The sequence below is a fragment of the Pseudomonas lactucae genome, from assembly GCF_016937615.1.
Classification (GTDB): Bacteria; Pseudomonadota; Gammaproteobacteria; order Pseudomonadales; family Pseudomonadaceae; genus Aquipseudomonas; species Aquipseudomonas lactucae.
In genome coordinates this window covers 1-22191 of record NZ_JAFHKI010000014.1, presented here as the reverse complement: position 1 = coordinate 22191, position 22191 = coordinate 1, and the positions used below count along the sequence as shown (strand labels likewise).

The following is a 22191-nucleotide window of genomic DNA, read 5'->3' as shown; positions in this document are numbered from 1 at the left end:
GCGGGTTTGACGGCCACGCTAAGGGCGCCTGCGACAACCTGGCAAGCGCTACCCAAGGCAAACTTGATCGCCGTCAAGCGAGCATTGCAACACGGCGCCATAGTCTGGCCGGGCATTAAGAACCTGCGCCCCGCACCCTGTTGCGCGGCATCGTAAAGGTCTTGCCTGAGGAGTAAATGGAATGCTGACTCGCCACCGAACCACCTTCACCCCGAGCCTCGCCGCACTGAGCTGCGCACTGGCCCTGGCACTGCCCTTGACCGCCCATGGCACCGCCCAACCCGCCCTGGTAAAGACCGCCGCGCGCCGGACATGAGCCAGGCCGATTTCGACACCTCCAAGCAGATTTATTTCGAACGCTGCGCCGGTTGCCACGGCGTGCTGCGCAAAGGTGCCACTGGTAAACCACTGACGCCGGACATCACCCAGGCCCGTGGTCAGGCTTATCTGGAAGCACTGATCACCTACGGCTCCCCCGCCGGCATGCCGAACTGGGGCACCTCCAATGCGTTGACCAAGGCGCAGATCAGTAGCATGGCCACCTTCATCCAGCACACCGCGCCCACCCCGCCGGAATGGGGCATGGCCGAGACGCTCAAGACCTGGAAGGTGCTGGTCAAACCCACCGACCGACCGAAGAAACAGCTGAACACGCTCAACCTGGAAAACCTGTTTTCCGTGACCCTGCGCGACGACGGCAAGATCGCCCTGGTCGATGGCGACACCAAACAGATCGTCAAGCTCATCGACACCGGCTACGCCGTGCACATCTCGCGAATCTCGGCCTCGGGGCGCTACCTGCTGGTGATCGGCCGCGACGCCAAGATCGACATGATCGACCTGTGGCCCGCCGAGCCGACCAAGGTCGCCGAAATCAAGGTAGGCATCGAAGCGCGCTCGGTGGAGACCTCCAAGTTCAAGGGCTATGAGGACAAGTACACGATTGCCGGTGCCTATTGGCCGCCGCAGTTCACCCTCATGGACGGCGAAACCCTGGAGCCCAAACAGATCGTGTCCACCCGCGGCATGACCGTGGACACGCAGGCGTACCACCCCGAACCGCGTGTGGCGGCGATCATTGCCTCCCATGAATGGCCGGAGTTCATCGTCAACATCAAGGAAACCGGCAAGGTGATGCTGGTCAATTACCAGGACATCAAGAACCTCACCATCACCACCATTGACGCCGCGCCGTTCCTGCATGACGGCGGTTGGGACAGCACCCACCGCTACTTCATGACCGCCGCGAACAACTCCAACAAGGTCGCGGTGATCGACTCCAGGGAGCGCAAGCTCACCGCACTGGTAGACGTAGGCAAGACCCCGCACCCAGGCCGTGGCGCCAACTTCATCCACCCCACCTATGGACCGGTATGGGCCACCAGCCACCTGGGCGACAACGGCATTTCGCTGATCGGTACCGACCCGGTCAAGCACGCGCAGTACGCCTGGAAACAGGTGGAATCGCTCAAGGGCCAGGGCGGTGGTTCGCTGTTTATCAAGACCCATCCCAACTCCCACCATCTGTACGTCGACACCACCCTCAACCCTGATACCAAGCTGAGCCAGTCGGTGGCGGTGTTCGACATCGACCAGTTGGACAAGGGCTACAGCGTGCTGCCGATTGCCGAGTATTCGGGGATCAAGCAAGGCGCGCTGCGCGTGGTGCAACCGGAATACAACAAGGCCGGCGACGAGGTGTGGTTCTCGGTGTGGAACGGCCAGACCGAAGAGTCGGCGTTGGTGGTGATCGACGACAAGACCTTGAAGCTCAAGCAGGTGATCAGGGACAAGCGCCTGATCACGCCGACCGGAAAATTCAACGTCTACAACACCCAACACGACATTTATTGAGCCCCATCAACACGAGGTTACCGAATGAAAAATATTCTCCTCGCACTGCTGGCTTGCGCCGCTGCGCTCGGCTTGCAGCCGGCGCTGGCGCGAGACGGCCTGGCGTTGTTCAACAGCAAACCCTGCGCCGCCTGCCACACCCTCGACAGCAAATTGGTCGGCCCGGCGTTGAAAGACGTTGCCGCTAAAAATGCCGGGGGGAAAGACGCCGCCACCACTCTGGCCAGCCATATCAAGAACGGCACCCAGGGTAATTGGGGGCCTATTCCAATGCCGCCGAACCCGGTAACGGATGACGAAGCCAAGGTGTTGGCCGACTGGGTCATGACCTTGAAATAAGCACAAGGAGCGCGCCATGCAAGCATCGATGATCGGTACAGCCATGGCGCTGCTCCTGCTGATTCCCGCACGAGCGGCGGCCACCCCGGACGCTGCCCGCCTTGAACACCTGCTGACCCAGGACTGTGGCGCCTGCCACGGCCTCCACCTCACCGGCGGCCTCGGCCCGGCGCTGACACCCCAGGCCCTGGCCGGGCACAGCCGCGACAGCCTGATCGCCACCGTGACCTACGGCCGCCCCACCCGCGCGATGCCGGGCTGGGCGCCCTTGCTCAGCGCCGATGACATCGCCTGGCTGGTCGACCGCCTCTTGCAAGGAAGCCCCGCACCATGATCCGCCCCACGCTTTTAACCGCCTGCCTGTTGCTCGGCGCCTGCGCCCAACCACCGTTGCGCGGCAGCGGCGACCTGGGCCTGGTGATCGAACGCGCCAGCGCCAGTGCGCAAATCATTGAAACCAGCGGCATGACCACGCTGGCGCGCATCGATGGCCTGGGTGACTTGTCCCACGCCTCGGTGGTGTTTTCCCGCGACCAGCGGATGGCCTATATTTTTGGCCGTGACGGCGGGCTGACCCAGATCGACCTGCTGGGCCTGCGCATTGAAAAACGCATCATCCAGGGCGGCAACAGCATCGGCGGCGCCATCAGCCAGGATGGGCGCCTGATTGCCGTGTCCAACTATCAGCCCGGCGGGGTCAAGGTGTTCGATGCCACCACCCTGGCGCTGGTCGCCGATATCCCCGCCAGCCTGTTACCCGACGGCAAACGCTCGCGAGTGGTGGGCCTGGTGGATGCGCCCGGCCAACGTTTCGTGTTCAGCCTGTTCGACAGCGGCGAGATCTGGAGCGCCGATTTCAGCCAGGGCAACACGCCGCGCATCACGCGCTTCAGCGGTATCGGCGAGCAACCCTACGACGCCTTGATCACCGCCGATGGGCGTTACTACATGGCCGGGCTGTTCGGTGAAGACGGCATGGCCCAACTCGACCTTTGGCACCCGGAGCACGGCGTCAAGCGCGTGCTGGCCGACTACGGCCGTGGCCAGGCCAGACTGCCGGTCTACAAGATGCCCCACCTTGAGGGCTGGGCCGTGGCCGACAACCAGGCATTTGTGCCGGCGGTGGGTCGGCACCAAGTGCTGGTGATGGATGCGCGCAGCTGGCAACAGACCGCCGCGATTGCCGTGGCCGGCCAGCCGATTTTCGTCACCGCGCGGCCGGACGGGCGCCAGTTGTGGGTCAACTTCGCCTACCCGGACAACGACCGCGTCCAGGTGATCGACAGTGAAACCCACCAGATCGTCGCCGACCTGCGCCCCGGTCCCGGCGTGCTGCATATGGAGTTCACCGGGCGTGGCGAGCAGCTGTGGCTGTCGGTGCGCGACGGCGAACAGGTGCAGGTCTGGGACCCCTATCGCCTGACCTTGCTCAAGACCTTGCCGGCCTTGAGCCCCAGCGGAATCTTCTTCAGCAGCCGTGCACAAAAAATGGGGTATTGAGATGGACCTTGACCTGCTCAGCCAACAGTTGATCGAGCGTTACCAGCACGGCATGCCGCTGTGCGCCGAACCATACCGGGAAATGGCCCAGGTGTTGGGCCGCGGCGAAGCCGAGTTGATGGCGTGCCTGCAACGCCTGGAACTGGCCGGCGCCCTCTCACGCATCGGCCCGGTGTTCGAACACACCCGCGCCGGCGCCAGCACCCTGGCCGCGCTGGCGGTGCCGGTCGAGCGCCTGGAACAGGTGGCGCGGCGCGTCAGCCAGTACCCGGAGGTCAACCACAACTATGCCCGCGAACACCATTACAACCTGTGGTTTGTATTGACCGGCCCGCATCGCCAACACCTGCAGCAGATCCTCGATGAGCTGGAAAGGGACACTGGCCTGATCCCGCTGGATCTGCCGATGCTCGCAGCCTATCGCATCGACCTCGGCTTTTCCCTGGGAGCGCACCCGTGATAACGCCGCTTAGCCACGAACAAATGCTCGACCTGCGCCAGTGCCTGGAGCGCGGCCTGCCTCTAGTGGCGCGGCCGTACGACAACCTCGCCGAGCAGATCGGTGCCCATCACGACCAGGTCCTGCAGCAGATGCGCCAATGGCAAGAGCAAGGCTTGTTCCGCCGCGTCGGCCTGGTGCTCAACCATCGCGCCCTGGGTTTCGTGGCCAACGCCATGCTGGTGCTGGATGTGCCGGACGCGCTGGTGAACGAAGTAGGCACGCGCCTGGGTCGCGCCGCCGGGGTCAACCTGTGTTACCAGCGGCCACGGCGCTTGCCGCAGTGGCGCTACAACCTGTTCTGCATGGTGCATGGCCGCGAGCGCGAAGCGGTTGCCGCGCTTATCCAGGCGTTGCTGCACCGGCAACAACTCAGCGACCTGCCCCACCAACTGCTGTTCAGCACCCAAGCGTTCAAACAATGCGGTGGGCGATTTGCGCCGCCGTCTTCACAGGCCTGGGCCCATGGATGATCTCGACCGCCGCTTGATCAACCGCCTGCAACGCGGCCTGCCGCTGGTGCGCCAGCCCTGGCGGCAGGTGGCCGAGGAGCTGCACTGCCGCCCGAGTGACGTGCTGGACCGCCTGTATGACTTGCTCGAAGACGGCGTACTCACGCGCATGGGTCCCATGTTCGATATCGAACGCTTGGGCGGCGCCTTCACGCTGGCCGCCCTGGCCGTGCCCGAGGCGCAGTTCGAGGCGGTCGCCGCCCAGCTCAACGCCCTGCCCCAGGTCGCCCACAACTACCGTCGCGATCACCGCTGGAACATGTGGTTCGTGCTGGCCTGCGCCAGCCAAGCGGAACTGGCCGCCACCCTGTCGCGCATCGAGGCCCTGACGGGGCTGGCGGCGCTCAACCTGCCGAAGGAGCACACCTACCATGTCGGTCTGTATTTGCCGGTCTGACAACACCCTGGCCCTGCGTTTGGTCGCTCTGACCCAAAGCGGCCTGCCGCTGGTGGAAGATCCCTGGGCGTGGCTGGCCGAGCAACTGGGCCTGAGCGTCGAAACCACCCTCGACCTGCTCAAGCGCCTGCAGGCCGAAGGCGCGATCCGGCGCATCGCCGCCGTGCCCAACCACTACCGCCTGGGCTATCGCCATAACGGCATGACCGTGTGGGACGTGGCCGATGAGCAGATGCCGCGCCTGGGTGAATTGATCGGCGCGCAGCCGTTTGTGAGCCATTGCTACCGCCGTCCACGGCGTGTGGGTTGGCCGTACAACCTGTTCGCCATGGTGCATGGGCGCAGCCGCGAGGAAATCGACAGCTACCGCGAGCACCTGCGGTGTTTACTCGGCGATGCCTGCCACGCCGACGAAATGCTGCTGAGCAGCCGCATCCTGAAAAAAACCGGCTTGCGCCTGACCCCCTCGCACTAGAAGGAATGCCCCATGCTGCGGATCAGCCAGTACCTGCGCACCCTCGCCGGCCAATGCCCGCCTCCCCGCACCCCGGCCCCCGGCAGCCCGCGCGCACCGGTGGTGATCTGGAACCTGCTGCGGCGCTGCAACCTCACCTGCAAACACTGCTACGCCACCAGCGCCGACAGCGTGTTTCGCGATGAGCTGGACACCCCGGCGGCCTTACAGGTGATTGATGATTTACACGCGGCCGGCGTGCGCGTGTTGATCCTCTCCGGTGGCGAACCGCTGCTGCGCGAGGACCTTTTCGAACTCAGCGCCTATGCACGCAAACTGAAGTTTTTCGTGGCGCTGTCGAGCAACGGCACGTTGATCAATGAGGCCAATATCCAACAGATCGCCGACGCCCGCTTCGATTATGTGGGCATCAGCATCGACGGCCTGGAAGCGACCCACGATGCCTTCCGCCAGATGCACGGCAGTTTCCAGCGCTCGATGCACGCCATTCGCCTGTGCCGCGATGCCGGGATTCGCGTGGGCCTGCGCACCACCCTGACCCAGGCCAACCATGCGCAGTTGCCGCAACTGCTGACGCTGATGCGTGACTACGATGTGCAAAAGTTCTACCTGTCGCACCTCAACTACAGCGGGCGCGGCAAACGCAGTCGCCAATTGGATGCGCACCGCCAGATGAGCCGCGATGCCATGGCACTGATTTTTCGCCAGGCCTGGAGCGACATTGAAAACGGTGTGAACAGCGACTTTGTCAGCGGCAATAACGACGCCGACGCGATTCTGTTGCTGCAATGGGTGCATCAGCATTTGCCCGAGCATTACCCGCAGCTTGAACACCTGTTGCATGGCTGGGGCGGCAATGCGTCCGGCAGCGGCATCGCCAATATCGATAACACCGGCGAAGTGCACCCGGACACCTACTGGTGGCAGCACTCGGTCGGCAATGTGCGCCACACGCCGTTCCGCCAACTTTGGCTGGAGCAGCCCGACCCCTTGCTGCTGCGCCTACGCGAACACCCGCGCGCCATCGGCGGGCGCTGCACCGACTGCCGCTGGCTGTCGATCTGCAACGGCAATACGCGCACCCGCGCCTGGGCCGACGGCGACCTCTGGGGCGCGGACCCCGGTTGCTATTTCAGCGATGCCGAGATCGCCCGCCAGCCGGCCAACCTGATCCCTTGCTCGACCACCCGGTGACACAACCGGGGGCCGCCCAACCTGATGAACAACCAAGGACGTCGCATGCACACACCCACCGCCTTACCCGCCAGTCTGCACAGCCCTTTCCACCCCGGCGAAGTCGCGCTGGTCGGTGCCGGCCCCGGTGACCCACGCCTGCTGACCCTGCGTGCCTGGAGCCTGTTGATGCAGGCCGATGCCGTGGTGTTCGACCGGCTGATCAGCGCCGAGCTGCTGGCCTTGATCCCCTTGAGCTGTGCCCGCCACTACGTGGGCAAGGCCAGCGGTTACCACAGCCTGCCCCAGGATCAACTCAACGCGCTGCTGGCCGAGCTGGCGGACGAAGGCCAACGGGTGGTGCGCCTCAAGGGCGGCGACCCGTTTATCTTCGGGCGCGGCGCCGAGGAGCTGGAGTACCTGCTGGCGCGGGACATCCCCTGTCAGGTGGTGCCGGGTATCACCGCCGCGGCCGGTTGCAGCGCCTATGCCGGTATCCCGTTGACCCACCGCGACCTGGTCAACTCCTGCCGTTTCGTCACCGGCCACCTGCAGCGCGACGGTGCATTGAAACTGCCTTGGGCCAGCCTCGCGGAGCCGAGCCAGACCCTGGTGTTCTACATGGGTTTGTCGAACCTGGCGCTGATCGCCGAACACCTGGTGGCCGCCGGTTTGCCGGCCGACACCCCGGCGGCGCTGATCAGCAATGGCGCGCGCGCTGACCAGCATGTCGCCCGTGGCACCTTGCGCCAATTGCCCACTCTGGCCGCCGACTGCGAGCCGAGCGTGCCCACCCTGACGGTGATCGGCCAGGTGGTGAACCTGTTCGCCGACGCCATCCTGCACTACCCGGCCAGCCTGGCGGCGCCGCGTCAACCGGTGGCGCTATGAAGCGATAGGCCTCTACACAGCTTGAATGAGCCCCTAGGTTTAAATGCCATGCAGCGCGGCAAACACCGCGCACAACTCATCCACCTGCCGGCGCCCGGCCGGCAGCACGCAGAGGAACTGCGCCGACAGTTCGATCAGGCCCTCACGGTCCCACTGTTCCAGCACCGGCCAGATGGCCGCGAAATACCGACTGAAGATCAGCCCGTAACGCCGCTCGATCGCCTGGATATCCACTTCCAGGTCACAGGCCAGGCGTTCCACCACGTGATCGCACAACGCGTCGCCGGTTTCACGCTGCCAGCCTTGGCAGGTGGCGAGTTGGCCGTTGTCCAGGGCCTGGGCATAGGGGCGTTCGGCGCTGGTGTTTTGCGCGCACAAGGTGTCGATCTGGCTGATGGCGCCCAGGCCCAGCCCAATGTGATCGCAATACCCGTGCAGGCTGAACCCTTCGCAGGTACGGCTGAGCCGACCGCGTTCCTGGGCCTGGGTGAGGTCGTCGTCGCCACGGGCAAATTGGCCGAGGCCGATGTAGTGGTAGCCTGCTGCGTCGAGGTGCTCGAAGGCCATCTGGCGCATGGCGGTTTTATCCGCCTCGGCGCACAGCGTCTGAAGCGGCTGCGCAAGGTAACGACTGGGTGGCTGGGCATAATCGAACACGTGCAGGCGGTCCGGCTCCAGGGCGATCAGGCTGGCCAGCTTCAGCTCGAAACTGGCGAGGGTCTGCCAGGCGCTGCCGTAGCCCAGGTCGACACTGACCGAGCGGAAGTCGAAAGTCCGCGCCGCATCGATCAGCGACTGGATCGGTGCCGGGTTGCGGAAATCGGCCAGGGCCTCCTCGGCACGGGCGTCGGGCACGCCGATGCAGACGCGGTTAAAGCCCAGCTCACGCAGCAGGCCCACAGCGGCCCAATCAGTGTGGCGCGGGTCTAGATCGATGCCGTAGTCGCCGCGGCCGTGCTCAAGGAAATTGAAGCGCTCGCGCAGGGCCGTCATCAGCGCCTGCACATCGTCAATCGGCGCTGCCCCGCGCCACTGCAGATAGTCCAGCGGCTGGCGACGCCCAGGTGGCAGCCGACCAGCTGGATTTCCTGGGCCAGGCTGCGGCGGTACATAGCGCTTGGCGGGCTGGCGGGCCAGTGCAGGGTCAGGGCCAGCGGGCGTTGGCATTGGCGGCTGGCGCGCAGGGCACGCAGCACATCGAGGGAGCCGACACCGGCGTGGAACCTGCGCCTGTCGGCGTGCCCGTTAAGGTCCAGCACGCCCTGGGCGTGGCAGGCGCGAGCGCGTGGAATGACGGTGTGCATGACGGGCTCCGGAGCAGGCGACGGTGAGCCATTGTCCGGTGCGACGCCACAGCCCACCTTGATGTGCATCAAGGGCTTTACCAGGTGAGGTAGAACATGCTCTTGGCCAACAGCACAATCGCGATCATGTGGCCGAACAGGCTCAGGTGCACCAGACGGATATAGCGCGCGCTGATGGTGCCCCAGCGCATCCTTGCCATGGTCAGCAAAAAATGCGCGAGCACGCTGGCGGCCAGGGTCAGCTTGAGGGCCAGCAAGGTGCCGAAGGACGAAGCCAAAGGCGCGGCGAGCACCGGCAAGTAACGCAACCAAACCATGCCGAGCCCCGCGCCGAACAGCACCAGCAACACCCAGGGCATCAGCACCCGCGCCCGACGACCGACGCCCTGCTCCACCAACACCATGACGCGGATCGGCAAGTGCCGGTGCAAATGCCCGAGGATCAACACCTCGAAAAACACCGTGCCGATAAAGATCAGCGCAGCGAACAGGTGGGCCAGAAGAAATAACAGGTAAAGCATGATGGCCTCGCAGGTCGCGCCGGGGCCTGCAGTGTGATGACCTGGGCAAGTACGCACCTTGATGCCGATCAAGGCACCGGCAACCAACCGCTGAAACCACCGTGCGCCGTCAGCGGGCACCAGGCGAAGTCTTGCGCCGAGGGCGGCAACGCCCGCTGTTCGGCATTGCCGGGAGGCGCGGTTTTCCAATCGAAGACCTTCAGCTCTTTACAGGCGAGCACCACGCCCCGGGCCGGGCTGACATCGGTGTTGACCCAACACGCGGCAGCGGCGGCCATCAAGGCTTCGATGGGCTCGGCGTCGATCTGCGCGCGATAGGACGAGCCCAGCAGCCAGCGGCAGACGTTGAGGTGGTAGGTCCAGTCCTGCGCCGGCCGGTTGCGATAGGCCCAGGTCATGAAGCTGCGAAACAGCTTCAGGCCTTCGGGCGGGTCAAGCTTGAGCAAGGCCGGGCAGATGTCGAACAGGCTGTGCCAGTACGGCAACAGACGTGCATCCAGGTGCACGAAGCTGCGGGCATTGCTGGGGTATTCGGACCGCGCAGGTTCCGCGCGCGGGCGACGGGCGCCTGCAGGCAATTGATGGTTCATGAAACGCACTCACAGTCGTGACGATAGAACGCCTCCAGGTCACAGGAGGCCCATGGCACACGTCAGACGGCGGGGGAAGCGCGGGGGTTGGCCGAGGGCCAGGCGTAGCGCGGCGGTGCCTTGTTGCGTTGTTCATGGGCCGGGCGTGGGGTTTGCCCCAGGCCCAACAGCCAGGCCAGGCCGATCAGGAACACCAGGGCGACGGTCACGCCGGCGCACACTGGGCAGACAAAGTAGTTCGAGATGTTGCTGGAAGCCGCGTTGTTTAACCCTTTGTCGGAAATTGGCGCCTGTTGGCCGCTCACCGAACAGAACGCCCCACCGATCCCATTGAGCTGCTGGCCCATCATCCGGCCATGGCCCAAACCGCACACGAACAGGTTCATCAGCACGCAGAAGTACAGGGTCCAGGCGATCAGCGAACGGTCGGGATGGCTCAAATTCATGGCGGCGACTCTACCACCGAAGCCGCAAAGTGACGAAACGCAGCACGCCCCTGTGGCAGAACGTCGCAGATTACGCGCACAGGCCTGGGTTGGTAGACTGGGCGCCCTCCTCGTTTACTCCTTTTCAAAGCCTGATGTGTAGACCCAGAGCAATGCAGGCGCTTCACAGGACGCACCGTTGATGAGTACGTTATTCACCCGCCGCAAGGTCCTCACCGGCATGAGCCTGTTGGGCCTGGGCCTGCTGGCCGGTTGTGACAACAGCCCCAGATTGAACTTCAAGTACGGCAAGGACTTGAGCGACAAGATCATGGGCCGCACCTTCAAGCTCAAGAACACCGAGGGTGATACCGTCACCCTCAGTTCCTACCGTGGCCTGATGCCGGTAGTGTTCTTCGGTTTCACCCAGTGCCCGGCGGTGTGTCCCACCACGCTGGCCCGCGCCGCCCAGGCCAAGAAGCTGATGGGCCGTGACGGCGAGATCATGCAGGTGATCTTTATCACCCTGGACCCGGAGCGCGACACGCCGGAAATTCTCGACAAGTACGTCAAGGCCTTCGACCCCAGCTTCGAAGCGCTCTACGGCACCCCGGAAGAAATCGCCGTGGCCGCCAAGGAGTTCGGGATTTTCTATGAAAAGATCCCCGCCGGTGACACCTACACCCTGTCCCACACCGCCACCAGTTTTGTCTTCGACACCCGTGGCAACCTGCGCCTGGGCCTGCAGGCGTCCCTTACCGCTAAAGAGTGCGCAGAAGACCTGCTCACCGTCATGGAGGTCTGCTAATGACTGCCGTTCAACACCTCAAGCACTTCACCTTAAGCCTCGCCCTGCTGGGTTTCGCCGCGCACGCCAGCGCCCAGGTGCAAGTGACCGACGCCTGGGTACGCGCCTCGGTGCCGGGCCAGCCATCCAGCGGCGCGTTCATGACCGTCACCGCCGACAGCGACAGCAAGTTACTGCGTGTGGCGTCGCCGGTGGCCAAGGACGTGCAGATCCATGAAATGAGCATGAAGGACGACGTAATGCGCATGGGCCCGGTGGACGCGGTGGCCCTGCCGGCCGGCAAAGCGGTCAAGCTCGACCCGAACGGTTACCACGTGATGCTGATGGGCCTGACCGGGCAGATCAAGGAAGGCGACCAGGTACCGCTGACCCTGACCGTGGAAACTGCCAAGGGCGAAAAGCAGACCGTTGACGTGACCGCAACGGCGCGGGGTCTGGATGGCATGGACCACAGCAAGATGCACTGACACACAGCGGTTAAAATGTGGGAGGGGCGCATCCAGTCCCTCAATCCACAATAAACAACGTCGCCCCAACGCTCGTCGATGAGCGATGCGCCTCCATGTCATTGCCCACCTGGTAACTCATCCCGGCCGTCAGCGTGAACTGGCGGCGTCTTCCAACTCCGTGTGCAACTCGCCTTCCAGGCACAGCAACACATGCCCGCGCGTGCACCAGTGATCGGCCAGGTAGCCTGGGGTGTACTCCACCCGGCGTACACGGGTGGTGCCGAAGTGGCAGGTTCTCCATGAAGCACTGCCGGTTACGCCTGGGTGAAGTTCGGGGTCGACGGTAGACCAGTCGGTGATGCCAAACGGGACAGCGGTGAGTTCCATGGATTACTCGGTCGTCAGTTAACGTGGCGTGAGGCTAGCCACCTGACGGCGAGTGCGATAGACACAGATGGCTTGGTTTTGTGGGATACAGCCGATGGGGATTTTTCGGAGCTTGCACTGACGAAGACCAAGACGCCTCGCTTGAGCTATCCATGTGTAGTTACAAGTCTTTCTGGCAGCTCTCCGATGTCTGGATACAGTTCAGAAAAGATCTCTGGATATGGCTCTCATGAAACGCAAGGTTCGAATCCTGATTCTGTGCAAGACCTACCCTTCTCCCAGCGCCAAATACACTGAGACCTCCTGTGTCGCGGGCATGGACGAGGATGGCAACCTCATACGGCTTTATCCGGTACCGTTTCGCCTGATCACCGAGGACCAGCAATTCGCAAAGTGGCAATGGATCGAAGCGCTTATCGAAAAAAACCCAGCCGATCACAGGCCGGAGAGCTACAAAGTTGGCGTAGACAGTATCTGTGCGGGAAGAATATTGCCTGCCGGAAACTGGCTCGAACGACGCGTATGGCTGGACAAATTGCCGGTTTATGAAAGCTTTGAAGCGCTGGAACAAGCCAGAGTCGATAGCAACGTTACCCTCGGCCTGATCAGGCCTCTACGTATCAGCGCATTGCGCGTTCAAAAGTCGACCTCGGAAAGATGGACACCTGAAGAAGTCGAAAAGCTGGAAGCAATGCAGCGCCAGCCGAGCCTGTTTGAAGAACAGGAGCGCGCCAGCATCAAGCGATTGGAAAAAGTACCTTTCGACTTTCACTACATCTATGACTGCCTGGTAGACGGCGAAGTTAAATCCCACACCCACAAAATCGTTGACTGGGAAGCCAGTCAACTCTATCGAAATGTGCACCGCAAACACGGGGCACACGGCTGGGAAGTCCCGTTCAGACACAAACTGGAAGCCGAACTACCCACGAAAGATTTAATGCTGTTGATGGGCACCCTCCATCGTTTTCCCGGACAGTGGCTGATTGTCAGTCTGATTTATCCGCCTAAGCGACCGACAGCAGACGTTCAGCAAACGCCTCTGTTCTGAGCGGTAGATGCTGGGTTTGCAGCGAACTCTCCAGCCCCTGGGCTGCTTCAGCGATCAGGCTGCGATGACAAAAATCAGCGTCCGCTTCATAACAGACCATGCAGATGCGCTGGTCAGCCGCGCTGCACACCAACTCATTCAACACAGTGCCTTGAGTGCGGATATACGCTCGAAAGCCGCAAGCATACGCAGCCCAGTCTCCGTCCTCCTTGTATTGCTTGCGTATAGGTTTTGGGCAACCCAGCGCACGACTATGTTCGTAGGCGATGCCTTCAGCGGCCAGACACTGGGCAAAAGCATTTTTGGAGAAGCCCTTTTTGCGCGATAGCGGGTACTCGCGCACATCCAGCACCTTGTCGATCCCGGCCTGCTTCAGGCGCGCGATGAAAGTATCGATGCTGAGGCCCTCATAGCCTGCGGTGTAAAGGTTCATGCAGTTCTCCTGGAGCCTCCCGGCGCGATTAAAACGTAAAAACCGCCGGGACTATATCATCGGTGACAATTGATCAGGCCTTGAGAATGACGGGCGGAGCAGAGGGCTTCCGGGCAGGTGGGTGCAGTTCGCCAGTAGCGGTTACATCCTCTCGGTTGCACCTCGGCGGAGGGCACTTTATAGTTCGCCCCGCCGCTTCACCCCCATGTCCCAAACCGCCACCGACTACCCGGTGCTGCTGATCGACAGCGACGCCCCCCTCAGCGAGCTCCATGCTTGCGCCAGTGAGCGTCTCAACGCCGCGCTCGCCTACCGCACCTGATGGCCTGTTCCAACGTCTGCGACTACGCCGAACACGATATCAATACCGTCGCCAATACCGCCCGGATCATGGTCCAGGATGTGGCCGATGTGTTTACGGTGATCGAAGGGCGAGGGTTTGACGCGCCTGCGGTAAGTTGATGGGATTTGAGCTGTGAGGAAACCCGCATTGGCGGGTTTTCTGGTTTCAGGGGATCGCAACTTGAGCACGGCAGGGACTGTACAGCGTCTGTACCGCCGCTATGATGTGGTCTTTTGCTCCCCTCCAGGAACCCGCATGCCCGCCCTCACCCTGCGCAACGCCCTCCCCGCCGACGCCGCCCGTTGCTTTGAAATTGAAACCAGCGCCTATGAAGGCGACGAAGCCGCGACCCTGGAAAAAATCGCCACGCGCATCGCGCAGTACTCGCAAGGTTTTCTGATCCTGGAAGCCGACGGTGAGGTGGTGGGCTTTATCAACAGCGGTTGCGCCCATGAGGTGGTGATGTCGGACGAGGCGTTCAAGGAGCTGGTGGGCCATGCGCCCGATGCACCGAATGTGGTGATCATGTCGGTGGTGGTCGACCCCGCGCACCAGGGCAACGGCTACGCCAAGCAACTGATGAGCGAATTTGTGCAACGCATGCAGGCGATGGGCAAGCGCACGATTCACTTGATGTGCAAGGCACGGCACGTGCCGTTGTACGAGCGCATGGGCTACACCTATGTGCGGCCTTCGCCCTCGGATCACGGCGGCATGGCGTGGCATGAGATGGTGATGGCGTTCTAACAGACAGGGAGTTCGTAATGACCGCACCTCGCATCGAAATCAGCGACCAAGCCAACCCCGACGCCGAGCACATGCTTGGCAGCGGCCTGGCCGCTTTCAACGAAGATGTCACCGGCTATAACGACCGTCTGCCGCTCACGGTATTGCTCAAGGATCCCGAGACCCGGCAGGTCATCGGCGGCATCACCGGAAAAACCACCTTGGGCACGGCCTTTCTCGACCTGTTCCACTTGCCCGATACACTGCGCGGCACAGGCCTGGGCAGCCGGTTGCTGCAAGCCTTTGAGGACGAAGCCCGGCGCCGGGGTTGCCTGAACGCCGTGCTGTACACCATCAGCTTCCAGGCGCCGGGGTTCTACGAGAAGAACGGCTGGGTGCGGTTTGGGGAAATACCTTGTGCGCCGGAAGGCAGCAGCCGGGTGTTTCTGTCCAAGCGGCTGTAACTGGGAGCGCGTTACTACCAGCTCCCCGAAGCCCCGCCGCCGCCGCTGGAACCACCACCGCCGGAAGAGCTGTCGGAGCTGCTGGAACTGGAACTTGAATCCGAGCTTGAGCTTGAGCTTGAATCCGAATCCGAATCTGAACTCGACCCCGGTCCGCCGCTGGTCTTGATGAAGATGAACAGCGCCGCAAACGACGCGATAGGGAATGCAAACAGCCAGCCGTTGCGTCCAAGGTCCATCAGCGCACCCGCCGCTACATACACCGCCACCGCCGCCAGCAACCGTGCGACAAACCCCACGCGACTCTGCTTCCACGCAGCCCTCATGACCGCAAGCAGGATCAGGTACAACCCCAGCACCACCAACGCGCCCAGCGGGTACGCCAACCAATGGATGAAGTTGACCTCGGCGTACTGATGATTCACCACGACCAGGCCCAGGATGTAGGCCAGCAACCCGATGACGCAGTAAAACACCGCGCGCGCCAGCCACAACGCACCGAACGTCGCGCCGCCGATCAGCATGACCAGCGGCATCACCAGCAGGCACATCAGCCAGTCGCGGCCGCGCCAAAAATCGCCAGCAACAGCGTGACCGCCACGGCGGCAACCAAGGCACGGCGCCAATGCAGCTTGCCGGCGGCCAGCAGCACACCGCCGATGGCGCCCGCGAAAAATGCCAGCAGCATCGCGATGATCTGGGGGTTGATGCCAGGTTCGGCGACTTCGGGCAAGTCGCCGCCGTCCACCAGCACGACCAAGTCATTGACGCCTTGGCTGATGCCACCCGCATAGTCGCCCTGACGAAACGCCGGCTTGATGCGTTCTTCAATGATGCGGTGGGACAGCAGGTCGGTGACGGTGCCTTCCAGGCCATAACCCACTTCGATGCGCACCTTGCGATCATCCTTGGCCACCAGCAGCAGGATGCCGTCGTTGACGTCCTTGCGCCCCAGTTTCCAGGCGCGGAACAGTTGGTTGGTGTAATCCTCGAGGCTGGCGTCGCCGATGGTGGGTATCAGCAACACGGCCACTTGCGCGCCTTTGCGTTGTTCGAGGGCGGCGAGTTGCGCTTTCAGACGAGTGGTGGTGCTGGCATCGAGCGTACCGGTAAGGTCGATCACCCGTTGGTCGAGGGCTACCCCAATCGGCGAAGTGTCGGCCCGGGCGACACTCAACAGGCTGGCGCACGCCAGCACCAGCAGACTCAAGACGGATTGCCGCAACCACCGCATCATGTTTGTTACCTGAAGTTTCTTCCTGAAGGCGCCGACTGTAACCTATCAGCGCTATAACGCGTGACCCAAAGCGGTCGGCTATCTAAACTGCCGCGCATCCAGTAATACGCCATAACTTCGAGATCCCCATGGATTTACGCCACCGCAATAATGTCAACGTAATGGGCAACGGGACCTCGACCCTGGTGTTTTCCCATGGCTTTGGCTGCAACCAGGCCATGTGGAATGACCTGGCGCCAGCGTTCAAAGACCGTTTTCGCGTGGTCATGTACGACCTGGTGGGCGCCGGTCTGTCCGATCTCAATGCCTTCGACAAAGCCAAGTACGGCGCGCTGGACGGTTATGCCCGCGACCTTAACGAGATCATCGACGCCTACGCCGAAGGCCCGGTGATCCTGGTGGGGCACTCGGTCAGCGCGATGATCGGCGCCCTTGCCGACCGCCTGGCACCGCAACGTATCGCGGCGCATGTGATGATCGGCCCGTCGCCGCGCTATATCGATGCCGAAGGTTACGTGGGCGGGTTCACGCGCAGCGACATCGACGACCTGCTCGACACCCTCGACGGCAATTACCTGGGTTGGTCCAGCGCCATGGCCCCGGTGATCATGGGCGCGCCTGATCAACCGCGCTGGGCGCGGAGCTGACCGCCAGTTTCTGCCGCACCGAACCGGACATCGCCAAGCAGTTCGCGCGGGTAACCTTCCTGTCGGACAACCGCCAGGACGTGATCGGCCTGGCGACCCCGGTGTTGATCCTGCAATCGAGCGACGACCTGATCGCCCCCATCGCCGTGGGTGAATACCTGCACCGGGTGCTGCCCAACAGCACCTATTGCCTGGTGGAGAACGTAGGGCATTGCCCGCACATGAGCGCGCCGCAAGCCTGTGCAGCCGCCATGGACGCCTTCCTCGCGCCCTGGATGGCCGCCCGTGTCAGCTGAATTGTTCGACAGCGCCGCCTGCGCCCTGGCGGTCACCGCCGAGGACGGCACGATCCTCCAGGCGAATGCGCGCTTCAGTGATTGGCTGGGCTTGAGCCCCACCGAACTGTGCAGTCGACGCTTCCAGGACCTGCTGACCATGGGCGGACGCATCTTCCATCAGACCCACCTGGCACCGATGCTGCGCATGCACGGCAGCGTCACTGAAGTGAAACTGGACATGCTGCACCGCGACGGGCGCAAGGTCACCGTGCTGCTCAACGGCAACAGGCGCGAGCAGGCCGACGCCGTGGTGTACGACCTGGCGCTTTTCGGCACCACCGACCGCGACAAGTACGAGCGCGAACTGCTCAACGCACGCCACTTGGCCGAGGCGCTGCTGCACGAAAAAACCGCCGCCGAAGTCGCACTGCATCAGGCCCAGGCCGAGCTGAAAGAGGCCTATGTCATCTCCCAGCGCCGCGCGCTGTTTGCCGAGCAGATGGTGGCGATTGTCAGCCATGACTTGAAGAACCCGCTCACGGCCATCCGCATGGCCTCGGACTTTCTCAGTCGTGGTGAGCGTACCGCCAAGGAGCGCCAGTTACTCGGGCATATCGGCCAGTCGTCCGAGCGCGCCCAGCGCATGATCGCCGACCTGCTGGACTTCACCCAGGCGCGGGTCGGCCAGGGCATCACCATCAAGGCCGCACCGTTGGCACTGCATGAGGTGATTCATCACGCGGTGGACGAACTGCGCGTGGCCTTCCCCAAGGCGACACTGGTGCATCAGGCCGAAGGCCAGGGTGACGCCTGCCTGGACGCCGACCGCGTGCAGCAGATCATCGGCAACCTGGTGGCCAACAGCGTCGCCTATGGCGACCTGCAACGGCCGATCACCATCACCTCGCGCCTGGGCGCTGGCACTTGCGAGGTGGCCGCGCACAACTACGGCGCGGTGATTCCCGAAGCGCTGCTGGCCGTGCTGTTCGAACCCATGACCCGTGGCACCGACCAGGGCAGCGACGTGCGCAGTGTGGGGCTTGGCCTGTATATCGTGCGCGAATTGGCCAAGGTGCATGGCGGCGATGTGGCGGTGCGGTCCTGTGCCACGGACGGCACCACCTTTACGGTGACGTTTCAGGACAGGTAGGCGTTGCCCTGCCCGTCCCACTCAATTTCGAAGGACCGAACCATGCTTATCATCTTCAGCGGCCTGCCCGGCACCGGTAAAACCACAATTGCCCGCGAACTGGCGCACCGGATCGGCGCGGTTTATCTGCGCATCGATGTGATCGAACAGACATTGCGCGATGCCGGCATATTGCCGGGCGCCAGCGGCTATGACGTGGCGAATGCGCTGGCGCTGAGTAACCTGAGACTGGGGCATACCGTGATTGCCGATTGCGTGAATCCGGTACGAGACAGCCGGGCAGCCTTCACCTCAAGCGCAGCCGCCGCGGGTGTTGCGTTGATCGACATCCAAGTGGTTTGCTCAGACGTCCAGGAACATCAACGCCGCGTCGAAACCCGTGAGAGCGATATCGCAGGACTGACGCCACCGACCTGGCAATCGGTCTTGACCCACGAATACGAAGCCTGGGCTGACGCGCCATTGACCATCGACACTGCGCGGATGACATCGGCAGACGCCGTTGAAAGCATCAGCCGGCATTTGTCTTCGACTCAGAGCACACTCCCCATCGCCTTCATCAACACCAGGTCCCGCGCATAAATATCCGGCGCATACACCAGCCCACCCTGGCGATCCACTTCCACCGTCCAATACCCCAACAACACCGGCACCGGCGTGGCCAGCCTGAATTCGTGGGTCACGCCGGTGGCCAGCAGTTCATCGGTGCGCGCGCGTTCGGCCGGGCTGACCAGCAGGTCGCGCAGCAGCAAGGGTTGCTCCACCCGCACGCAGCCGGAACTGAACGCACGCGGGCCTTTGGTGAACAGCGGTTGGCTGGGGGTGTCGTGCAGGTACACCGAGTACGGGTTGGGAAAGCGCATCACGATCTTGCCCAGCGGGTTGCGCGGGCCGGCCTCCTGGCGCAGCAGGATGTTGCCGGGGCGTGCCCAGTCGATCAGTTCGGGCGCCAGCGCGTGACCTTCAGCGTCAAGCACTTGCAGGTTCTGCTGGCGCAGGTATTCGGGGTTGAGGCGGATGGCCGGGAGTTTGTCCTCGCGCATGATGGTGGGCGGGATGGTCCAGGTGGGGTTGAGGGTCAGCCGGGTAATGCGTGATTTGAGCAACGGCGTCTGGCGCTCGGCACGCCCCACTTGCAGGCGGGTTTGCCACACGGGGATGCCGCTCTGGTACACGCTCAGTTGCGCGGCGGCGACGTTGACCAGCACGCCTTCGGGCTCCAGGTCCTTGGCCAGCCAGCGGAAGCGCTCCAGGTTGATGCGCAGTTGTTCGCGGCGCATGGCCGGGCTGATATTGAGTTCGGCCACGGTGCCGGCGCCGATCACGCCGTCTGATTGCAGGGAGTGGCTGAGTTGGAAAGCCTTTACCGCGCTGACCAGTTCGGGGCTGTATTGCTTGCCGTTGCCCTGGCGTTCTGCGGGCAGGTAGCCGCCGCTGTGAAGGCGCGCGCCAGTTCCGGTACGCGCGGGTCTTCCATGCCGGGGCGTAACAGCGGACCGCTGCCGACCGGGTCCCAATGCGGCAGCGGTTGCTGGCGCATGCTGGAATACACGTTGCGCAGGCTGCGATAAAGATCGGCACTGGGTCGCGCCTGGTCGAACGCTTGCGCCATGTCCTGCAGGCCAACGGCGGCAAGGGCCAGCACGTCGGTGTCGGGGTCGCGGGCCGGTGGCTGGGAATGCCACAGCGGTTCGAAGCGTGATTGCTGCAGGCGTCCGAAGTGCAGATCCTGCAGGGCCTGCAAATAGTGCTGGCTGCTGCCGATATCGCTGCACAGCACGTTTGGCGTGGCGTGTGGTTCAGCCAGGCTATAGTGGGTAGGGTCCAGGCCGTCGTCGGCGAGCATCAGCAACTGTGCCTGGAGTGCCTGGCGACGCGTCTCGTCGGACCACAGCGGTGCATCGCCATGCTGCTGGTATAGGGCTTGCAGGCGTGCAAGCGCTGGCGCATCGAGTTGCGCAGCCAGGTCGGGGCAGACACTGGGCAACTGCGCCAGGGCCTGTTGCACCGGAGCCAGATCCACCGGCGCCGGCGTGCTGACCGGCAACGGCTGCACCGGCAGCGCTTCTGCTGTGGCGACCAATGGTGCAACGAGCAGGCAAATGCTCAAGTAACATGCGTGTTTTTTGAACAATGACTTTGCTCCAATCCACAGTGGGGGATGTACTGTAGATGCTGACTTTTATGTGCCGCCTCGGCGCGGTGACCGTACTGGCTATCTTGAGCAATTCTGCGCTCGCTGCCAACGGTAACCCTCCGTCCTTGTATAACAGCCTGGCGCGCTCGGCTCCAGAACTCAATCCCACTGTACTCAAAAGCGCCCTGAACGCCATGCAGTGTGCGGTCAGCAACGGCGAGGAACGCTCCGAGCGCCTGGCCGTGATCGATTACTCGCAACCGTCCACCGCCCGTCGGCTGTGGATCTTCGACCTGCGCAAGAAAAAGCTGGTGCTGCGCGACCTGGTGGCCCATGGCGCCAAGTCCGGGGAAAACTTCGCCACCCAGTTCTCCAACCTCGAAGGCAGCCACCAATCCAGCCTGGGCTTGTTCCGCACCCAGGAGAGTTACCTGGGCACCCATGGCTATTCGCTGCGCATGGACGGCCTGGAGCCGGGGTTCAATGACCTGGCCCGCGACCGCGCCATCGTGATCCACGCCGCCGACTACGTAAGCCCCCTGTGGAGCAAGCGCGAAGGCCGCATCGGCCGCAGCCAGGGTTGCCCGGCCGTACGCCCGCAGGTGGCGCGCCAGGTGGTGGACAAACTCAAGGATGGGCAGTTCATGTTTTCGTGGTACCCCGACCAGCGCTGGTTGAAGTCCTCGACGTACCTCAATTGCAAACCCCAACAGGTGGCCAGTAGTCGTACAATCCGTGGCGGTTAGTCTGTCCCCACCGATAAAAGAGAGCTTCGAATGCTTCTACATCAATCGACCTGGATCGAGATCGGCCAGTTCCTGGAGCGCAGCCGCACGGTGGTGATCCCCATCGGCTCCAACGAGCAGCACGGCCCCACCGGCCTGCTGGGCACCGACTGGATGTGCCCGGAAATCATCGCCCATGAGGCGCAGAAAAACGCCGATATCCTGATCGGCCCCACCTTCAATATCGGCATGGCCCAGCATCACCTGGGGTTTCCCGGCACCATTTCCCTGCGTCCCTCCACCTTCATCGCCGCGATTGGCGACTGGGTGCGTTCGCTGGCCGGGCATGGTTTCGACAAGATCCTGTTTCTCAATGGCCACGGCGGCAACATCGCGACCATTGAAGCGGCGTTCTCCGAGTTGTACGCCGAAGCCAGCTTCGCCCGCCGCCCGGCCGGGTTCGCGTTGAAGTTGGTGAACTGGTGGGATCTGGAAGGCGTCAACGAGCTGGCTCACCGCCAATTCCCGGTGGGCCATGGCAGCCATGCCACGCCTTCGGAAATTGCCGTGACGCAATGGGCCTATCCGGACGCGATCAAGTCGGCCGACTACTCGCCGCAGATCGCCAACACCGGGCCGATCCGTGAAGCCCTGGACTTCCGCGCGCGCTTCCCCGACGGGCGAATGGGTTCGGACCCGGCGTTGGCGACGGTGGAGAAAGGCGGTGAGTTGGTGGCGCTGGCGGCCAGCGGCCTGGTCAAAGTAGTCGAAAACTTCAGCAACGAAGCACGACCTTAGGTCATACAAAGATCCAATGTGGGAGGGGGCAAGCCCTAATACCAGTCAGTTAAGGCTTTGAAGGGGTAAAAAAGTGAC

The 22191-nt window shown here is 63.0% G+C and carries 23 protein-coding genes and 7 pseudogenes; 22 read left to right on the top strand and 8 right to left on the bottom strand.

All coding sequences use genetic code 11. The features are described 5' to 3' along the window. The first annotated feature begins 181 nt into the window (after window positions 1-181). The 11 genes and pseudogenes from JWR98_RS29675 (at window position 182) to cobA (ending at window position 7640) form a co-directional block, all read left to right on the top strand. Window positions 182-316, top strand: coding sequence for a hypothetical protein (locus JWR98_RS29675; protein WP_263974471.1), 135 nt, complete (start codon window positions 182-184; stop codon window positions 314-316). Beyond that, a pseudogene (locus tag JWR98_RS03200) lies at window positions 301-1854 on the top strand (cytochrome D1 domain-containing protein); the annotation flags it as partial. The gene JWR98_RS29675 and the pseudogene JWR98_RS03200, both read left to right, overlap by 16 nt. A gap of 24 nt (window positions 1855-1878) precedes the next feature. Beyond that, the gene (locus JWR98_RS03195; protein ID WP_205489271.1) at window positions 1879-2193 is read left to right on the top strand and encodes a c-type cytochrome; all 315 of its coding nucleotides are present in this window, start codon (window positions 1879-1881) and stop codon (window positions 2191-2193) included. A 16-nt stretch (window positions 2194-2209) separates the two neighbouring features. Continuing rightward, entirely contained in the window at window positions 2210-2527 is a 318-nt protein-coding gene (locus JWR98_RS03190) for a c-type cytochrome (protein ID WP_205489270.1), read from the top strand. Continuing rightward, entirely contained in the window at window positions 2524-3693 is a 1170-nt protein-coding gene (locus JWR98_RS03185) for a cytochrome D1 domain-containing protein (RefSeq protein ID WP_078733560.1), read from the top strand. The genes JWR98_RS03190 and JWR98_RS03185 overlap by 4 nt, the downstream gene beginning before the upstream one ends. 1 nt (window position 3694) lies before the next feature. Next, on the top strand, window positions 3695-4153 hold the full coding sequence (locus JWR98_RS03180) for an Lrp/AsnC family transcriptional regulator (protein ID WP_078733561.1): 459 nt from the start codon (window positions 3695-3697) through the stop codon (window positions 4151-4153). A 23-nt stretch (window positions 4154-4176) separates the two neighbouring features. Next, on the top strand, window positions 4177-4665 hold the full coding sequence (gene ahbB, locus JWR98_RS03175) for a siroheme decarboxylase subunit beta (protein WP_205489279.1): 489 nt from the start codon (window positions 4177-4179) through the stop codon (window positions 4663-4665). Then, complete coding sequence (locus JWR98_RS03170) at window positions 4658-5101, top strand: Lrp/AsnC family transcriptional regulator (RefSeq protein ID WP_078733563.1); 444 nt, start codon at window positions 4658-4660, stop codon at window positions 5099-5101. The genes ahbB (JWR98_RS03175) and JWR98_RS03170 overlap by 8 nt, the downstream gene beginning before the upstream one ends. Then, window positions 5076-5576 carry a siroheme decarboxylase subunit beta gene (ahbB, locus tag JWR98_RS03165; protein WP_078733564.1) on the top strand — a complete coding sequence of 167 codons (501 nt, stop codon included), beginning with the start codon at window positions 5076-5078 and terminating at the stop codon, window positions 5574-5576. The genes JWR98_RS03170 and ahbB (JWR98_RS03165) overlap by 26 nt, the downstream gene beginning before the upstream one ends. Window positions 5577-5588: 12 nt before the next feature. Further along, the gene (nirJ, locus tag JWR98_RS03160; RefSeq protein ID WP_078733565.1) at window positions 5589-6770 is read left to right on the top strand and encodes a heme d1 biosynthesis radical SAM protein NirJ; all 1182 of its coding nucleotides are present in this window, start codon (window positions 5589-5591) and stop codon (window positions 6768-6770) included. Between the two features lie 45 nt (window positions 6771-6815). Next, window positions 6816-7640: a uroporphyrinogen-III C-methyltransferase gene (gene cobA / locus JWR98_RS03155; RefSeq protein WP_078733566.1), complete on the top strand. Its 825-nt coding sequence runs from the start codon at window positions 6816-6818 to the stop codon at window positions 7638-7640. Between the two features lie 39 nt (window positions 7641-7679). Here cobA and JWR98_RS03150 read toward each other — a convergent pair. The 4 genes and pseudogenes from JWR98_RS03150 to JWR98_RS03135 all read right to left on the bottom strand — a co-directional run bounded on the left by JWR98_RS03150 (window position 7680) and on the right by JWR98_RS03135 (window position 10501). After that, window positions 7680-8944, bottom strand: a pseudogene (locus JWR98_RS03150) (oxygen-independent coproporphyrinogen III oxidase). 77 nt (window positions 8945-9021) lie between these two features. After that, window positions 9022-9465, bottom strand: coding sequence for a hypothetical protein (locus JWR98_RS03145; protein ID WP_078733619.1), 444 nt, complete (start codon window positions 9463-9465; stop codon window positions 9022-9024). A 68-nt stretch (window positions 9466-9533) separates the two neighbouring features. Next, the gene (locus tag JWR98_RS03140) at window positions 9534-10055 is read right to left on the bottom strand and encodes a putative natural product biosynthesis protein (RefSeq protein WP_205489269.1); all 522 of its coding nucleotides are present in this window, start codon (window positions 10053-10055) and stop codon (window positions 9534-9536) included. A gap of 62 nt (window positions 10056-10117) precedes the next feature. Then, on the bottom strand, window positions 10118-10501 hold the full coding sequence (locus JWR98_RS03135; RefSeq protein ID WP_205489268.1) for a DUF2946 domain-containing protein: 384 nt from the start codon (window positions 10499-10501) through the stop codon (window positions 10118-10120). Between the two features lie 181 nt (window positions 10502-10682). Between JWR98_RS03135 and JWR98_RS03130 the strand changes: the two genes are divergently transcribed. Both JWR98_RS03130 and JWR98_RS03125 read left to right on the top strand, forming a co-directional pair. Further along, a complete protein-coding gene (locus tag JWR98_RS03130; protein ID WP_003174593.1) occupies window positions 10683-11288 on the top strand; it encodes an SCO family protein in 606 nt (201 codons plus the stop codon). Beyond that, complete coding sequence (locus JWR98_RS03125; protein ID WP_205489267.1) at window positions 11288-11755, top strand: copper chaperone PCu(A)C; 468 nt, start codon at window positions 11288-11290, stop codon at window positions 11753-11755. Before JWR98_RS03130 ends, JWR98_RS03125 begins: the two co-directional genes overlap by 1 nt. A gap of 40 nt (window positions 11756-11795) precedes the next feature. Here JWR98_RS03125 and JWR98_RS03120 read toward each other — a convergent pair. Further along, a pseudogene (locus tag JWR98_RS03120) lies at window positions 11796-12124 on the bottom strand (DHCW motif cupin fold protein). A 229-nt stretch (window positions 12125-12353) separates the two neighbouring features. Here JWR98_RS03120 and JWR98_RS03115 point away from each other — a divergent pair. Further along, window positions 12354-13175 carry a hypothetical protein gene (locus JWR98_RS03115; protein ID WP_225908527.1) on the top strand — a complete coding sequence of 274 codons (822 nt, stop codon included), beginning with the start codon at window positions 12354-12356 and terminating at the stop codon, window positions 13173-13175. Here the strand turns inward: JWR98_RS03115 and JWR98_RS03110 are convergent. Then, window positions 13132-13608, bottom strand: a complete 477-nt coding sequence (locus tag JWR98_RS03110; protein WP_078825033.1) for a DUF488 domain-containing protein — start codon at window positions 13606-13608, stop codon at window positions 13132-13134. The genes JWR98_RS03115 and JWR98_RS03110 overlap by 44 nt on opposite strands. A 205-nt stretch (window positions 13609-13813) precedes the next feature. Between JWR98_RS03110 and JWR98_RS03105 the strand changes: the two are divergent. From JWR98_RS03105 to JWR98_RS03095, 3 genes and pseudogenes are all read left to right on the top strand, one after another. Then, window positions 13814-14070 (top strand): annotated as a pseudogene (locus JWR98_RS03105) (fructose-bisphosphate aldolase). Between the two features lie 136 nt (window positions 14071-14206). Beyond that, on the top strand, window positions 14207-14698 hold the full coding sequence (locus JWR98_RS03100; RefSeq protein ID WP_205489266.1) for a GNAT family N-acetyltransferase: 492 nt from the start codon (window positions 14207-14209) through the stop codon (window positions 14696-14698). Between the two features lie 17 nt (window positions 14699-14715). After that, complete coding sequence (locus JWR98_RS03095; RefSeq protein ID WP_078733575.1) at window positions 14716-15141, top strand: GNAT family N-acetyltransferase; 426 nt, start codon at window positions 14716-14718, stop codon at window positions 15139-15141. A gap of 14 nt (window positions 15142-15155) precedes the next feature. On the opposite strand, the pseudogene JWR98_RS03090 reads toward JWR98_RS03095, so the two are convergent. Next, window positions 15156-16378: pseudogene (locus JWR98_RS03090) on the bottom strand (TPM domain-containing protein). 128 nt (window positions 16379-16506) lie between these two features. On the opposite strand from JWR98_RS03090, the pseudogene JWR98_RS03085 reads away from it, so the two are divergent. From JWR98_RS03085 to JWR98_RS03075, 3 genes and pseudogenes are all read left to right on the top strand, one after another. Continuing rightward, window positions 16507-17321 (top strand): annotated as a pseudogene (locus tag JWR98_RS03085) (alpha/beta fold hydrolase). After that, window positions 17311-18453 carry an ATP-binding protein gene (locus JWR98_RS03080; protein ID WP_205489265.1) on the top strand — a complete coding sequence of 381 codons (1143 nt, stop codon included), beginning with the start codon at window positions 17311-17313 and terminating at the stop codon, window positions 18451-18453. Before JWR98_RS03085 ends, JWR98_RS03080 begins: the two are co-directional and overlap by 11 nt. Before the next feature lie 42 nt (window positions 18454-18495). Continuing rightward, entirely contained in the window at window positions 18496-19035 is a 540-nt protein-coding gene (locus JWR98_RS03075; protein ID WP_205489264.1) for a P-loop nucleotide/nucleoside kinase family protein, read from the top strand. Here JWR98_RS03075 and JWR98_RS03070 read toward each other — a convergent pair. Then, window positions 18987-20587: pseudogene (locus tag JWR98_RS03070) on the bottom strand (L,D-transpeptidase family protein). The gene JWR98_RS03075 and the pseudogene JWR98_RS03070 sit on opposite strands and share 49 nt — an antisense overlap. A 38-nt stretch (window positions 20588-20625) precedes the next feature. On the opposite strand from JWR98_RS03070, the gene JWR98_RS03065 reads away from it, so the two are divergent. Beyond that, window positions 20626-21336: a murein L,D-transpeptidase catalytic domain family protein gene (locus tag JWR98_RS03065; protein WP_003174603.1), complete on the top strand. Its 711-nt coding sequence runs from the start codon at window positions 20626-20628 to the stop codon at window positions 21334-21336. A gap of 30 nt (window positions 21337-21366) precedes the next feature. Beyond that, window positions 21367-22113, top strand: coding sequence for a creatininase family protein (locus JWR98_RS03060; protein ID WP_003174604.1), 747 nt, complete (start codon window positions 21367-21369; stop codon window positions 22111-22113). Window positions 22114-22191 lie beyond the last annotated feature (78 nt).